Raw genomic sequence first — 13,355 nt, forward strand, 5'->3', positions numbered from 1 at the left:
GTGGGTTAGCCCTGCGGACGCGCGAAGCGTGGTCCGCTTGGCGTAACCCACCACTGTTTGCATCCGCGAAGACAGAAGTGGTGGGTTACGCCAAGCAGATGCGCTCCGCGCATCCGCTCGGCTAACCCACCCTACACATACGATTTCCGCGCCGGATCGAAGATCGGCGGATAGTCGTTCTCGTCGAGCAGGTCGAGAAACGGGTCGAGCCCCCTGGACTTGATGAGCTCGAGCTCCTGATGCGAGATCAGGTTCACGGTCAAGATCTCCACGGGATCGCCCGCGATCTCCAGCGCCTCGGCGATCTGCTTATCGGGGCCGATGATCGGCGTGAGAAACAGGAACGTCTGGAAGTCCGTTCCTGCAACCGGCGGCCACGGCAGCGCGACGCGATGGCCGAAGCCGAACCAGGTCGTGTCGATGAACGGCAGATTGGCCAGCCAGCGCAGATTGGCGCAAACCTCCTCTGTCGGTTCGCGGACGTACCACATCAGCTCGGCACGTGGCTTTGCGTCCCCATGCACCCCCGGCATCCGCTGCTCGCTCATGCCGTTGGTCAGAAGCACGTAGCCTTCGTCAGAACCCTCCTGGCACACCGGCACGAAATCGCGGCCAAAGGCGTGAATGTCGATGCGGCGCTCGGCGTTGTCCTTGAAGCTGTGTTCGGGCTCGCCCAGCTCGTTTTCATAGATGGCGAGCCGATGCCGGTAGAGGTCGGCCGCGCCTGACGGCTGACCAGAGCCGGACATGAACTTTGCGAGACGGGAGAGCATGTGAACCTCGGAAGCGGATGTGAGCCGGGACATCCGCGTTGTCGCAAGGCAACGCGGGCTGGTTCAAATCCGTCCCGCAGGCGAGCCGATGTTTCGCCGCGGTCCAGCCTCCGTTGCGCAATTGTGCATTCGGCCGGGTCTATTCCGAGAGATGGGCTTCGTTTTCGGTCAGCCCGCAATCTTCTCGATCGCCGCCTGATCCAACCCGAACTTCTTCCCGGCCTCCAGTATCTCCTGCCAGGTGGTCGGATCGACCGGAATGCCTTCGGCGAGGCGCTTCTTCTTGGTCTCACGCTCCGGATCGCCGGCGATCTTGACCTTGTCGACGCCGGGGCCGGGCGGTGAGCCGGTGTGCCAGGCGACGAAGCTTTCGACTTCGCGCGCGAGGTTTTCGCCGGTGCCGAGCTTGCCGGGGTCGATGATGATCGAGAGCATGCCGTTGATGACGTTGTACTTGCCGTCGGACGGGCCCTTGACCACCTGCCCGCCGGAGAGCGCGCCGCCGAGGATTTCGCACACCAGCGCGAGTCCCGAACCCTTGTGCTCGCCGAACGGCAGGATGGCTCCGTACGGCGGGATCACGGTGTAGCGGGGATTGACCGTGGGCTTGCCTTCATTGTCGATGATGGTGCCGGGCTCGAGCTCGACGCCCTTGTTGTGGGCGACGCGGGTCTTGCCTTGCGCGATCCTGCTGGTGGCGAAGTCGAGTACGATGGGGTCCTTGCCCCTGCGCGGGATGCCGACGCAGAACGGGTTGGTGCCGTGGCGTGCATCGCTGCCGCCCCAGGGCGCCACGATCGGGCGCGAGATCACATTGACGAAGTGGATCGAGACCAGCCCGTGGTCGATGCACTGCTCGGCCCAGTGGCCGATGCGGCCGATGTGATGCGAGTTGGAGAGGCCGACGAGACACACGCCGTTGCGCTTGGCGCGCTCGGCAGCCAGCTCCATCGCTTCATGGCCGATCACCTGACCGTAGCCGGTGAGGCCGTCGAGGGTGAGAAGCGGACCAGTGTCGAGCACGATCTTGACGTGCTGGTTCACCGCGAGGCCGCCGTTGGTGACGCTCTGGACATAGCGCGGGATCATGCCGACGCCGTGCGAGTCATGTCCCCTGAGATTGGCCTCGACGAGATTGGTGGAGACGAGCTCGGCCTCGCGGTCCGTGGAGCCGCCGGCCTTGACGATGGCGCGGACGACGTTGGTGAGAGCTTCGGCCTTGATGGTGCGATAATCAGCCATTGTTGTTGTTCTTATCCCTTCGATTTGGCGGGGGCGTAGGGTGGGTTAGCCGAAGGCGTAACCCACCACTTCTGTCTCCGCGGAAACCAAAGAGGTGGGTTACGCTGCGCTAACCCACCCTACGAATTCACGATCCGGCGGCAGTGGATCCACGCCGCTTCAATCAGGTTTTCGCTCGCCTCCGGCGTGCGGAACGCCGAATGCGCCGACAGCGTCACGTTCGGAATCTTCGTCAGCGGATGATCCGCCGGCAACGGCTCGATGTTGAACACGTCGAGGCCGGCATGGCGGATATGGCCGGACTTCAGCGCGTCGATCATCGCGACTTCGTCGACGATCGCGGCGCGGGCGGTGTTGACGAGGATGACACCACGCTTCATCGCAAAGATCTTCTCGCGGGTGATCATGCCGCGGGTTTCGTCGTTGAGCAGCAGATGCAGCGAGACGACGTCGCTTGTCGCCAGCACCGTATCGAGATCGGTGAACTCGACGCCGGGATAGCTCTTCGGCGAGCGGTTCCAGGCGATCACCTTCATGCCGCTGCCCGTGGCGATGCGCGCGACCTCCGCGGCGATGCCGCCGAAGCCGATCAAGCCGAGCGTCTTGCCGGTGAGCTGCATGCCGTCCTCGCGCAGCCAGCTACCGGCGCGCATCTCGCGGTCCATCATCGCAATGACGCGGGCCGAGGCCCACATCAGCGCGATCGCGGATTCCGCCACGGCGGTGTCGCCATAGCCCTTGATCAGGTGCACGGAGATGCCGAGCTCGGCGAGCTCTTCCGGGTTCATGTAGCTGCGCGCGCCGGTGCCGAGGAATACGACGTGCTTCAGGCCGGTGCACTTCTTCGCGACCTCGGTCGGCAGCGCGGTGTGGTCGACGATCGCGATCTCGGCGCCGCCCAGGATCTCAGGATATTGCTCGGGCTTGATATCGGGATCCCGGTGGATCCGCACCTTGGGATCCCCGGGCTTCTCCAGCCGCTCCATGATCACGGCGAGGGCTTCGTTGGCGTCGACGAAAACTCCGCGCATGGCTCTCTCCGGTCAGGACGCGACGCCGGCGATCGCCAGCACGGTATGCATCAGGACGTTGGTGCCAGCCGCGCAGTCGGGCTGCGTGGCGTCCTCCAGCTCGTTGTGGCTGATGCCGTCCTTGCAGGGCACGAACACCATCGCCGCCGGCATGACGGTGTTGAGATTGCAGGCATCGTGGCCGGCGCCGGAGGTGATGCGGCGGGAGGAATAGCCGAGCGTCTTCGCCGCGTTCTCGACAGCTGCGATCAGCTTGGGATCGAAATGCGTCGGCGGCTTGCGCCAGACGAGGTCGATCTTGACCTCGACCTTGCGTCGCGCGGCGATCTCGGCAATGGCGGCGCGCAGGTCGCGGTCGAGCGCATCCATGATCGCGCCATCGGCACTGCGACAATCCATGGTGAAGGCGATCTCGCCGGGAATGACGTTGCGTGAGGGGTTTGCGATCACGGCTTCGCCGATGGTGCCGACCGCGTTCGGCCCATGCTTCTTCGCAGTCGCCTCCATCGCCAGCACGATCTCGGAGAGTGTGGCGAGAGCATCGCGCCGCAGCGGCATCGGGGTCGAGCCCGCATGGCTCTCGAAGCCGGAGATCTTGCCGTCGTACCAGAGCACGCCCTGGCCGGAATCGACCACGCCGATGGTCTTGCCTTCTGCTTCCAGGATCGGCCCCTGCTCGATGTGCAATTCGACGAAGCAGCCGAGCTTCTGGAAGCCGACCGGCTTGTCGCCGCGATAACCGATGCTGTCGAGTGCCTGGCCGACGGTCGTGCCTTCGATGTCCTTGCGCGATAGGATGTCGTCCGTGGTGAAATCACCGACATAAGCGGCGGAGGCCATCATCGCGGGTGCGAAGCGCGAGCCTTCCTCGTTGGTCCAGTTGACGACGCAGATCGGCGCCTCGGTCTCGATGCCGGCATCGTTGAGCGTGCGGATCACTTCCAGCGCGCCGAGCGTTCCCAAAATGCCGTCATACTTGCCGCCGGTCGGCTGGGTGTCGAGGTGCGAGCCGATGCCGACCGGCAGCTTCGACATGTCGCGGCCCTTGCGCAGGCCGAACTGTGATCCGAGCGCGTCGACGTGAACCTCGAGGCCGGCATCCTCGCAGGCCTTGCGGAACCAGTCGCGTACCTGCTTGTCTTCGCTGCTCAGCGTCAGCCGCCGCACGCCGCCCTTGGCCGTCGCGCCGAACTGCGCGGTCTCGTGGATGGAGCCCCAGAGGCGGGCGGAATCGATTTGCAGATTGGTGGCGGCTCGGCTCATGCGTCAGTCCATTTGGCTGTCATTCCGGGGCGGCTCGAAGAGCCGAACCCGGAATCTCGAGATTCCGGGTTCGATGCTGCCGGGGCCGCGCTTTGCGCGGTCCCCTCGCATCGCCCCGGAAAGACGTTGAAGGTTGTCCGGCGCCTTTTTCAATGACGCGCCAGCGCGGGCGCGTCAACCGCGAGGCTGCTCTGCGCAATCTGACATGCAAGCTCGGCGACGCGCTCCACGGCGACGACGTCGGGCGAGGCGAGCCAGCTCGCGGTGAATGTCAGCGGCGCGATGGCGAGGTCGGTGTCGAGCAGCTGCAACCGGCCGTCGGCGAGTTCGTTCTCGACGATGGCGTCGGGGATCACGGCGATGCCGAGCCCTTCGACCGCCATGTGGATGACGGTCGCCAGCGAAGCGGAGGCATGCAGCCGGATCGGTGGCAGCTCCGGCCGGTCGAACACCTCCCGCACGACCTCGTAGGGCTTGGTCTTGCGCGGGAAGGTGATGATCGGAAACCGCGCGAGCTCCGCCGGCGTGACCGGGCCGTTGCCGAGCCCGAGCGAAGGGCTTGCGAGGAATCCGATCGGATAGTCGGCGAGCACGCGGTTGTGTACACCGGAGGCCGACAGCGGACCCACCACGAAGGCGAGCTCGATCTCCTGCGCGAGCAAGCGCGCGGTGAGGTTCGGCGTGATGTCGACCTCGATCTCCAGCGACAGGTTCGGATAGATCTCGTTCACGCTCTTCACGAGGCGCGGCAGCCAGGTGTGCACGATGGTCTCGGCGACGCCGAGCCGCATCACGCCGCGCATTGCCGACCGGTCGCCGATCTCTGCCATCATCTGCGCGCGCAGGCCGATCAGCTTCTCCGCGTAGACCATCATCTGCCGGCCGCTCGGCGTCGGTGAAGCGACACGATGATCGCGGTTCAGGAGCTTCACGCCCATCTCGCGTTCGAGCTGGGCGATGCGCTGGGAGATCGCCGGCTGGGTGGTGTTGAGCCGTGCGGCGGCGCCGCGAAAGCTGCCGAGCTTCACAACCCAGAGGAATGTCTCGATTGACCTGAAGTCCAGCATAGGAAGGATTTTCCCGATCGATAAATTAGATTTATCGATATTGATTAGAAAGGAAGATTAGACTTTATAGCACGCTTGGTGTTGGCTGTCTTTGTCGAGTTTATAGGCAGGTCAATCGCATGACTGTTTTGGTGGCAGCGCAGCAAACTGAAACACCCGACACGCTCCCGAGCCGTCAGGCCCGGCTCGCCTATCGTGGCGGCCAGGTTGGTTCCACCGCCGGGGTCGCCCCTGGTTTCGTCCAGGGCAATCTCGCGATCCTGCCGGCCGAATATGCCAGCGCCTTTCACCGATTCTGCCAGCTCAATCCGAAACCGTGCCCGATCATCGGCATGTCCGACGTCGGCAGTCCGCATATCCCGGCGCTGGGCGCCGATCTCGACATCCGCACCGATGTTCCCCGCTACCGCGTCTGGCGTGACGGCGAGGTTGTCGACGAACCGACCGACGTGACCAGCTACTGGCGCGACGACCTCGTGACCTTCGTGCTCGGCTGCTCGTTCTCGTTCGAGGAGGCGCTGCTCGACGAGGGCATGCCAATTCGCCACATCGAGCACAATGTGCGCGTGCCGATGTACCGCACCAATATCGCCTGCGGCGAGGCCGGTCCGTTCGCAGGCCCTATGGTTGTGTCGATGCGCCCGTTCAAGCCCGCCGATGCGATCCGCGCGGTACAGATCACCTCGCGCTATCCCGCAGTGCATGGTGCGCCCGTGCACCTCGGCCATCCGCACCTGATCGGCATCAAGGACATCGCCAAGCCCGACTACGGCGACCCCGTACCTGTCGCCGATGACGAGATTCCGGTATTCTGGGCCTGCGGCGTGACGCCGCAATCGGTGATCAACGCAGCCAAGGTACCGTTCGCGATCACGCATTCGCCCGGCCTGATGCTGGTGACGGATCTGAAGAACAGGACCATGGCCGTGATTTAGTAGGCAGCGTTTGCTGCTTCTTCAGGCTTTACGCTGTCTGCCAATCACTTCATTCGATACGCGCAAAATTCGGATAACAGGGGACTTTGCCAATGACGATCACTCGCCGCGACGTACTGCTCGGAGCCACCGCCGCTGCTGCGCTGCTGCCGCTAGCTGCGCGCGCGCAAACGTCCGAAGTGGTGATTGGCGCAACCTATCCGCTGTCCGGCTCCGGCGCGCAGGTGGGTGTCGATGCGCAACGTGCATTCGAGACCGCGATCGACATCATCAACAACGACCAGGACTTCGAGCTTCCGCTGGCAAAGGGCGTAGGCTTGCCCGGCCTCGGCGGTGCCAAGATCCGTATTGTCTACGCCGACACCCAGGGCGATCCGCAGAAGGGGCGCGCCGAAGCCGAGCGCCTGATCACGCAGGAAAAGGTCTCCGCGATCCTCGGCTCCTATCAAAGTGCGGTCGCAGTCACGATCAGCCAGATCTGCGAACGCTACCAGATTCCGTTCATGTCGGCGGACAACTCCTCGCCGAGCCTGCATCGCCGCGGTCTGAAGTATTATTTCCGCGCCTCGCCGCATGACGAGATGTTCTCGGCCGGGATGTTCGACTTCCTCGATGCGATGAAGAAGAAGGGCGCCAAGGCCCAGACGCTGGCGCTGTTCCACGAAGACACCATCTTCGGCACCGATTCCGCCAACGCCCAGACCAAGCTCGCGACCGAGCGCGGCTACAAGATCGTCGCCGACATCAAGTACCGCGCCAACTCGCCGTCGCTTTCGGCCGAGGTGTGCAGCAGCTCAAGGCTGCCAATGCCGACGTGCTGATGCCGTCGAGCTACACCACGGACGGCATCCTGCTGGTCAAGACCATGGCCGAGCTCGGCTACAAGCCCAACGCGATCGTGGCCCAGGCGGCCGGCTTCTCCGAGAAAGCGCTCTACGACGCGGTCGGCGACAAGCTCGAGGGTGCGATCACCCGCGGCAGCTTCTCGCTCGATCTCGCCGCCAAGCGGCCAATGGTCGGCAAGATCAACGACCTGTTCAAGGCGAAGTCGGGCAAGGACCTCAACGACAACACGTCGCGGCAGTTCATGGCCATGATCATCATGGCGGACGCCATCAACCGCGCCAAATCGACCGACGGCGAGAAGATCCGTGACGCGCTGGCCGCGACCGAGATGACGGGCGAACAGACCATCATGCCCTGGAAACGCGTCAAGTTCGACGAGTCGGGCCAGAACAACGATGCCGATCCGGTCCTGCTGCAATATGTCGGCGGCAAGTTCGTCACCATCTTCCCGCCGCAGGCGGCGGTGGCCGAGCCGATCTGGCCGATGAAGTAAGCGATCAGGTTGCGTGCGGGGGACGAAGCGACGTGACAGCTGAAACGATTATCCAGAGTCTTGCGAGCGGCCTGCTGATGGGGCTGCTTTACGGACTGATCGCCGTCGGCCTGGCCTTGATCTTTGGCCTGATGGACGTCGTCAACTTCGCCCATGGCGAATTCCTGATGCTGGCGATGTACGTGACATTCTTCCTGTTCACGTTCTTCGCGATCGATCCACTGCTGTCGGCGCCGCTGGCCGCCGCCGCCCTGTTCGTTCTGGGGGCGGCGGTCTATCTCGTGATCGTGCGGTTTGCGATGCGTGCCAAGGCCAATGTCGGCATGGTGCAGATCTTCGCCACCTTCGGCCTCGCGATCGTGATGCGCGGCCTGGCGCAGCTGTTCTTCACGGCCGACTACCGCAGCGTCCCCAACTCATGGCTCGGCGGCAAGACGGTGTCGGTCGCCGGCATCTTCCTGCCGCAGCCGCAGCTGTTCGGCGCGCTGGTCGCGATCGCCGCGTTCGGCGGTCTCTACCTCTTCATCAACCGCACCGACTTCGGCCGTGCGCTGGAAGCGACCCGCGAGGATCCAGGTGCGGTCGCCCTCGTCGGCATCGACAAGAACCGCGTGTTCGCGCTCGGCTGGGGCCTCGGCGGCGCGCTGGTCGGGCTTGCCGGCGCCATCATGGCGACCTTCTTCTACATCTATCCCGACGTCGGCGCGTCCTTTGCGCTGATCGCCTATGTCACGGTGGCGCTCGGCGGCTTCGGTAGCGTGTTCGGCGCCTTTGCCGGCGGCATCGTCGTCGGCCTGGTCGAAGCCACCACTGCGTTGATCCTGCCGCCATCGTTGAAGTCGGTCGGCATCTACGCGGTTTATCTGCTCGTCGTGTTCATCCGGCCGCGTGGCCTGTTCGGGTCGATGTGATGGACCAGCATTTCGTCGAGCGGCGCCGCCGCGACCTCATCACCGCCGCTGGTCTTGCGGCTGTCGCCGCGATCGTGCCGCTGTTCGTCAAGGACGTCTACGTCCAGAACATCATGGTGCTGACGCTGATGTACGCGGCGTTGTCGCAGAGCTGGAACATCCTGTCCGGCTATTGCGGGCAGATCTCGCTCGGACACGCGCTGTATTTCGGGCTCGGTGCCTACACCACCGCGCTGCTGTTCACCAAGTTCGGCGTGCTGCCCTGGTTCGGCATGATCGCCGGCGGGCTGATCTCGGCCGCAATCGCGATGGCGCTGGGCTATCCCTGCTTCCGCCTCGGCGGCCACTACTTCGCGATCGCCACCATCGTGATCGCCGAGATCGGATTGCTGCTGATCCAGAACTGGGATTGGGCGGGCGCGGCCCTCGGCATCGACATTCCCGTGCGCGGCGACAGCTGGCTGAAATTCCAGTTCACGCGCTCGAAGCTGCCGTACTTCTACTTCGCGCTGGCGCTCGCCTGCGTCGCCTGGTTCGTCACCTGGTGGCTGGAAGATTCCAAATGGGGCTATTGGTGGCGCGCGGTGAAGGACAATCCGCAGGCGGCCGAGAGTCTCGGCGTCGTCGTGTTCAACTCGAAGATGGGTGCGGCGGCGGTCTCCGCCTTCCTGGTCGCGGTCGGCGGCAGCTTCTATGCGCAGTTCGTTTCCTACATCGATCCCGGAAGCGTCATGGGCTTCCAGTTCTCGCTTCTGATGGCGTTGCCGGCAGTGCTGGGCGGCATCGGAACGCTGTGGGGGCCGCTGCTCGGTGCCGTCATCCTGATCCCGATCACCGAGCTGACGCGGTCCTATATCGGTGGCTCCGGCCGCGGCGTCGACCTCATCGTCTACGGCGCGCTGATCGTCCTGATCGCGCTCGCGCGGCCGGAAGGTCTGGTCGGCCTGTTCTCGCGCCGGCGCAAGGAGGCCACGCGATGACGGCGCTCCTGGAAACCCGCGGCGTCTGGCAGCGCTTCGGCGGCCTGATCGCCAACAGCGACGTCTCGATCTCGGTTGAGCGCGGCGAGATCGTCGGCCTGATCGGCCCGAATGGCGCCGGAAAGTCGACGCTGTTCAACCTGATCGCCGGCGTGTTGCCGCCAACCCAGGGCTCGATCATCTTCGACGGCGAGGACGTCACCAATCTGCCGGCGGCCGCGCGCTGCCAGCGCGGCATCGGGCGCACCTTCCAGGTGGTCAAGAGCTTCGAGACCATGACGGTCATCGACAACGTCATCGTCGGCGCTCTCGTGCGCAACACCGTGATGCGCGAGGCCCGTCGCAAGGCGCATGAGGTGCTGGAGTTCACCGGCCTTGCCGCGCGCGCCGAGGTGCTCGCGAGCGAGCTCGTGCCGGCCGAGAAGCGCCGCCTCGAAGTTGCGCGTGCGCTCGCGACCGAACCGAAATTGTTGCTGCTCGACGAATGCCTCACCGGCCTCACACCGACCGAGGCGCAGACCGGTGTGGCGCTGGTGCGCAAGGTGCGCGATGCCGGCATCACCGTGCTGATGGTCGAGCACGTCATGGAAATCGTGATGCCGCTGGTCGACCGTGCCATCGTGCTCGACCTCGGCAAGGTGCTGGCCGAGGGCAAGCCTGCCGACGTCGTCCGCGATCCCAAGGTGATCAAGGCATATCTGGGAGATCGTCATGCTGTCGGTGCATGAAGTCACGACCGCCTATCAGGGCCTGGTTGCGATCTCCGCGGTCTCGATCAAGGTCGAGAAGGGCGAGATCGTCTGCGTCGCCGGCGCCAACGGCGCCGGCAAGTCGACGCTGCTGAAAACCATCGCCGGCGCCGAGCGTCCGCGCTCGGGCACGGTGACGTTCGACGGCAAGCGCCTCGACGGCATGGCGCAGCATCTCATCACCGCAACCGGCATCGCCTATGTGCCGGAGAACCGTCGCCTGTTCCCGCGCCTGTCCGTGCGGGACAATCTCCGCCTCGGCAGCTACCTCTATCGCGGTGACGCCAATCGCGAGGGGCCGCTCGACCTCGTCTTCAACCTGTTTCCGCGTCTCCAGGAACGTTTGGAGCAGCGCGCCGAGACGCTCTCCGGCGGCGAGCAGCAGATGCTCGCGATCGGCCGCGCCCTGATGACGCGCCCGCGGCTGCTGATGCTGGACGAGCCCTCGCAGGGCATCATGCCGAAGCTGGTGGACGAAATCTTCCAGGCGGTGAAGCGCATCCGCGACGCCGGCATGACGGTGCTGATCGTCGAGCAGCGCATGTCCGAATGCCTGGAGATCGCCGACCGCGCCTACATCCTGCAGACCGGCCGCGTGCTGATGCAGGGCTCGGCCTCGGAGATGATGACCAACCCGGACGTCAGGAAGGCGTATCTCGGATTGTAGCCGCTCGCTACGATCCCTATCCTGATTGCTTCTTGTTCCGGTTCTTGCTTGCGCCGCGCAGCGTTGACGCGGGTGCCGAGGGTTGCCCGAAGCCATTCATCTGGATGCAGGAGAGCAGGTCGACATAGCTTTCGATGCCACCGGCGGAGGCCTCAATGGTGCATTGGGTGCGAACAGTCTCCGGCGTTGTCGTCCAGATGGGCCCGAGCTGTTGCTGTGCGGTTTGCTCGTCGCCCATGCAGGCCTCGTAGGACTGCGGCTCGGTCAGCGACTTGTCGATCTCCTGAGTTGCCTTGCAGTTGGCCTCGACCTTGAGATCGGGGACGCCGCGCGTAGACGTCTGCGCGCTTGCGGAAAATGGCTGGGCAATAAAGCAGGCGGCGAAGAGGAGGGCGCAGGATACTCTGAAATCCATGACAGTTCTCCTAGCGATCGATAAAACAACTCCTTCAGTCAATTACAGGGGGATCATGTGCTCGCGATCCCGGTGATGCAAATCAATTCCGGTCCGCTGGCCCCGCATATCGCTCCGCTCATGCGGGCTAATATCTCTCCCGTCGTCCTGGACAAGCGAGCAAAGCGAGCGCGATCCAGGATCCATTACCACCGTTGGTCGTTGTTGCGCGTGCTGGTCCCACAGCGTCGCGCCACAACTGAGTCTTGGGGTAATGGGTCCTGGCTTTCGCCAGGATGACGATGGGGCTCAGTGCCCATGCTCCGGCAACGTCACGCCGAACACCTTCACCAAATCCTTAACCTGCTCCGGTGACAGATACCGCGGGTTCATCCCGCGCAGCAGCAGGTACAGCTTCGCCGTTTCCTCCAGCTCTTCCGTGGCGAACACCGCGGCTTCCAGCGTGTCGCCGGCGACGACCGGGCCGTGATTGGCGAGCAGCACGGATGAGTACTTCCCCGCCAGGCCCTTGATCGCATCCGCCACCGCCGGGTCGCCCGGGCGGTAATAGGGCACGAGCGCGGTGGCGCCGCATTTCATCAGGTAATAGGCCGTCATCGGTGGCAGCGCGGCGCGCGGGTCGATCTCGGGTAGCATCGAGAGCGCCACCGAATGAGTCGAATGCAGGTGCACGATCGCGCGTGCGCTGCCGCGCGTGTCGTAAAGCGCGGTGTGCAGCGGAACTTCCTTGGTGGGGGCATCGCCCGAAACCAGCCGGCCGCTTTCGTCCAGCCGCGACAGCTTGGCGGGATCGAGGAAGCCAAGCGAGGCGTTGGTCGGCGTCACCAGCCAGCCGCCGCCGTCCAGCCTGACGCTGATATTGCCGGAGGATCCCGGCGTCAGCCCGCGCTCGAACAGGGACCGTCCGAAGCGGCAGATATCCTCACGCAGCCGTGTCTCGTTGCTCATGGCCGTCATGCCCGCTTGTCTCACGCTTTGGCAGCGCGGCCAAGCCGTGTTATTCGGTTGCCAAGCTGCCGCAAAGGGCGGCTATTCGGGAAACGTTCGCAAGGATCAGTTGCATATGTCCGCCTCCACGTCACAAAATCAGCGTATCGCCGTCGTCGGGCTCGGCTCGATGGGGTTTGGCATGGCGACGTCGCTGCAGCGCGCCGGCCATGCCGTCACCGGCTGTGACGTTTCGGCTGATGCGGTGGCGCGGTTCGTGAAGGACGGCGGCGCCGGCGCCAAAACGCCGGCCGAGGCGGCCAAGGGTGCCGACATCGTCGTCAGCGTCGTCGTCAATGCCGCCCAGACCGAGGCGATTCTGTTCGGCAAGGATGGCGCGGCCGAAACCATGCCGAAGGACAGCGTGTTCGTCTCCTCCGCCACCATGGATCCGGACGTGGCGCGGCGCCTCGCCAAGCAGCTGGAGGCGACCGGCCGGCATTATCTGGATGCGCCGATCTCCGGCGGGGCGCAGCGCGCCGCGCAGGGCGAGCTGACGATCCTCGCCTCCGGCAGTGCCGCTGCGTTTGCGAAAGCGCGGCCCGCGCTCGATGCCATGGCGGCAAAGCTCTACGAGCTCGGCGACGCCGCCGGGCAGGGCGCTGCCTTCAAGATGATCAACCAATTGCTGGCAGGCGTGCACATCGCCGCCGCCAGCGAAGCGATGGCGTTCGCGGCCAAGCAGGGGCTCGACATCCGCAAGGTCTATGAGGTGATCACCGCCTCCGCCGGCAATTCCTGGATGTTCGAGAACCGCATGCCGCACGTGCTCGACGGCGACTACACGCCGCGCAGCGCCGTCGAGATCTTCGTCAAGGACCTCGGCATCATCCAGGACATGGCGCGCAGCGCCAGATTCCCGGTGCCGGTCTCGGCCGCCGCGCTCCAGATGTTCCTGATGACGGCTGCCGCCGGCATGGGCCGCGATGACGACGCCTCGGTCGCGCGCATGTATGCGCAGGTCACCGGCGTGAAGCTGCCCGGCGACAAGTAAAC

General features: G+C 64.7%; 13 protein-coding genes and 1 pseudogene. 7 read left to right on the forward strand and 7 right to left on the reverse strand.

Going from position 1 to position 13,355, the window contains the following annotated elements; genetic code table 11:
• Positions 1–131 precede the first annotated feature (131 nt).
• From ACVJ19_RS21650 to ACVJ19_RS21670, 5 genes are all read right to left on the reverse strand, one after another.
• Positions 132–773 (reverse strand): suppressor of fused domain protein, encoded by a 642-nt coding sequence (locus tag ACVJ19_RS21650; protein WP_453951021.1) that lies wholly within the window; start codon positions 771–773, stop codon positions 132–134.
• Between the two features lie 168 nt (positions 774–941).
• Positions 942–2,015 (reverse strand): malate/lactate/ureidoglycolate dehydrogenase, encoded by a 1,074-nt coding sequence (locus tag ACVJ19_RS21655; protein ID WP_453951022.1) that lies wholly within the window; start codon positions 2,013–2,015, stop codon positions 942–944.
• Positions 2,016–2,134: 119 nt separating this feature from the next.
• Positions 2,135–3,046 (reverse strand): NAD(P)-dependent oxidoreductase, encoded by a 912-nt coding sequence (locus ACVJ19_RS21660; RefSeq protein WP_453951023.1) that lies wholly within the window; start codon positions 3,044–3,046, stop codon positions 2,135–2,137.
• A 12-nt stretch (positions 3,047–3,058) separates the two neighbouring features.
• Positions 3,059–4,309 carry an allantoate amidohydrolase gene (locus ACVJ19_RS21665; protein WP_453951024.1) on the reverse strand — a complete coding sequence of 417 codons (1,251 nt, stop codon included), beginning with the start codon at positions 4,307–4,309 and terminating at the stop codon, positions 3,059–3,061.
• 149 nt (positions 4,310–4,458) lie between these two features.
• A complete protein-coding gene (locus tag ACVJ19_RS21670; RefSeq protein WP_453951025.1) occupies positions 4,459–5,376 on the reverse strand; it encodes a LysR family transcriptional regulator in 918 nt (305 codons plus the stop codon).
• A gap of 119 nt (positions 5,377–5,495) precedes the next feature.
• On the opposite strand from ACVJ19_RS21670, the gene ACVJ19_RS21675 reads away from it, so the two are divergent.
• The 6 genes and pseudogenes from ACVJ19_RS21675 to ACVJ19_RS21700 all read left to right on the forward strand — a co-directional run bounded on the left by ACVJ19_RS21675 (position 5,496) and on the right by ACVJ19_RS21700 (position 10,957).
• Positions 5,496–6,311 carry a putative hydro-lyase gene (locus ACVJ19_RS21675; RefSeq protein WP_453951026.1) on the forward strand — a complete coding sequence of 272 codons (816 nt, stop codon included), beginning with the start codon at positions 5,496–5,498 and terminating at the stop codon, positions 6,309–6,311.
• A gap of 92 nt (positions 6,312–6,403) precedes the next feature.
• Positions 6,404–7,650: pseudogene (locus ACVJ19_RS21680) on the forward strand (ABC transporter substrate-binding protein).
• A 32-nt stretch (positions 7,651–7,682) separates the two neighbouring features.
• Entirely contained in the window at positions 7,683–8,561 is an 879-nt protein-coding gene (locus ACVJ19_RS21685; RefSeq protein WP_018648089.1) for a branched-chain amino acid ABC transporter permease, read from the forward strand.
• Positions 8,561–9,541 (forward strand): branched-chain amino acid ABC transporter permease, encoded by a 981-nt coding sequence (locus ACVJ19_RS21690; RefSeq protein WP_453951028.1) that lies wholly within the window; start codon positions 8,561–8,563, stop codon positions 9,539–9,541. Before ACVJ19_RS21685 ends, ACVJ19_RS21690 begins: the two co-directional genes overlap by 1 nt.
• A complete protein-coding gene (locus tag ACVJ19_RS21695; RefSeq protein ID WP_453951029.1) occupies positions 9,538–10,269 on the forward strand; it encodes an ABC transporter ATP-binding protein in 732 nt (243 codons plus the stop codon). The genes ACVJ19_RS21690 and ACVJ19_RS21695 overlap by 4 nt, the downstream gene beginning before the upstream one ends.
• Positions 10,253–10,957 carry an ABC transporter ATP-binding protein gene (locus ACVJ19_RS21700; protein ID WP_453951030.1) on the forward strand — a complete coding sequence of 235 codons (705 nt, stop codon included), beginning with the start codon at positions 10,253–10,255 and terminating at the stop codon, positions 10,955–10,957. The genes ACVJ19_RS21695 and ACVJ19_RS21700 overlap by 17 nt, the downstream gene beginning before the upstream one ends.
• 16 nt (positions 10,958–10,973) lie before the next feature.
• Here the strand turns inward: ACVJ19_RS21700 and ACVJ19_RS21705 are convergent, their stop codons facing one another.
• Both ACVJ19_RS21705 and otnC read right to left on the reverse strand, forming a co-directional pair.
• Entirely contained in the window at positions 10,974–11,372 is a 399-nt protein-coding gene (locus ACVJ19_RS21705) for a hypothetical protein (protein ID WP_453951031.1), read from the reverse strand.
• 288 nt (positions 11,373–11,660) lie between these two features.
• On the reverse strand, positions 11,661–12,329 hold the full coding sequence (otnC, locus tag ACVJ19_RS21710; RefSeq protein WP_453951032.1) for a 3-oxo-tetronate 4-phosphate decarboxylase: 669 nt from the start codon (positions 12,327–12,329) through the stop codon (positions 11,661–11,663).
• A 100-nt stretch (positions 12,330–12,429) separates the two neighbouring features.
• Here otnC and ltnD point away from each other — a divergent pair, with 100 nt between their 5' ends.
• A complete protein-coding gene (gene ltnD, locus ACVJ19_RS21715; protein WP_453951033.1) occupies positions 12,430–13,353 on the forward strand; it encodes an L-threonate dehydrogenase in 924 nt (307 codons plus the stop codon).
• Positions 13,354–13,355: the final 2 nt, after the last annotated feature.

The organism is Bradyrhizobium sp. USDA 376, assembly GCF_054063675.1.

Coding starts and splice junctions, on each gene's coding strand:
- ACVJ19_RS21690 (WP_453951028.1), top strand. CDS start 8,561: ATGGACCAGCATTTCGTCGAGCGGCGCCGCCGCGACCTCATCACCGCC.
- ACVJ19_RS21655 (WP_453951022.1), bottom strand. CDS start 2,015: ATGGCTGATTATCGCACCATCAAGGCCGAAGCTCTCACCAACGTCGTC.
- ACVJ19_RS21665 (WP_453951024.1), bottom strand. CDS start 4,309: ATGAGCCGAGCCGCCACCAATCTGCAAATCGATTCCGCCCGCCTCTGG.
- ACVJ19_RS21660 (WP_453951023.1), bottom strand. CDS start 3,046: ATGCGCGGAGTTTTCGTCGACGCCAACGAAGCCCTCGCCGTGATCATG.
- otnC (WP_453951032.1), bottom strand. CDS start 12,329: ATGACGGCCATGAGCAACGAGACACGGCTGCGTGAGGATATCTGCCGC.
- ACVJ19_RS21670 (WP_453951025.1), bottom strand. CDS start 5,376: ATGCTGGACTTCAGGTCAATCGAGACATTCCTCTGGGTTGTGAAGCTC.
- ACVJ19_RS21705 (WP_453951031.1), bottom strand. CDS start 11,372: ATGGATTTCAGAGTATCCTGCGCCCTCCTCTTCGCCGCCTGCTTTATT.
- ACVJ19_RS21650 (WP_453951021.1), bottom strand. CDS start 773: ATGCTCTCCCGTCTCGCAAAGTTCATGTCCGGCTCTGGTCAGCCGTCA.
- ACVJ19_RS21700 (WP_453951030.1), top strand. CDS start 10,253: ATGCTGTCGGTGCATGAAGTCACGACCGCCTATCAGGGCCTGGTTGCG.
- ACVJ19_RS21675 (WP_453951026.1), top strand. CDS start 5,496: ATGACTGTTTTGGTGGCAGCGCAGCAAACTGAAACACCCGACACGCTC.
- ACVJ19_RS21695 (WP_453951029.1), top strand. CDS start 9,538: ATGACGGCGCTCCTGGAAACCCGCGGCGTCTGGCAGCGCTTCGGCGGC.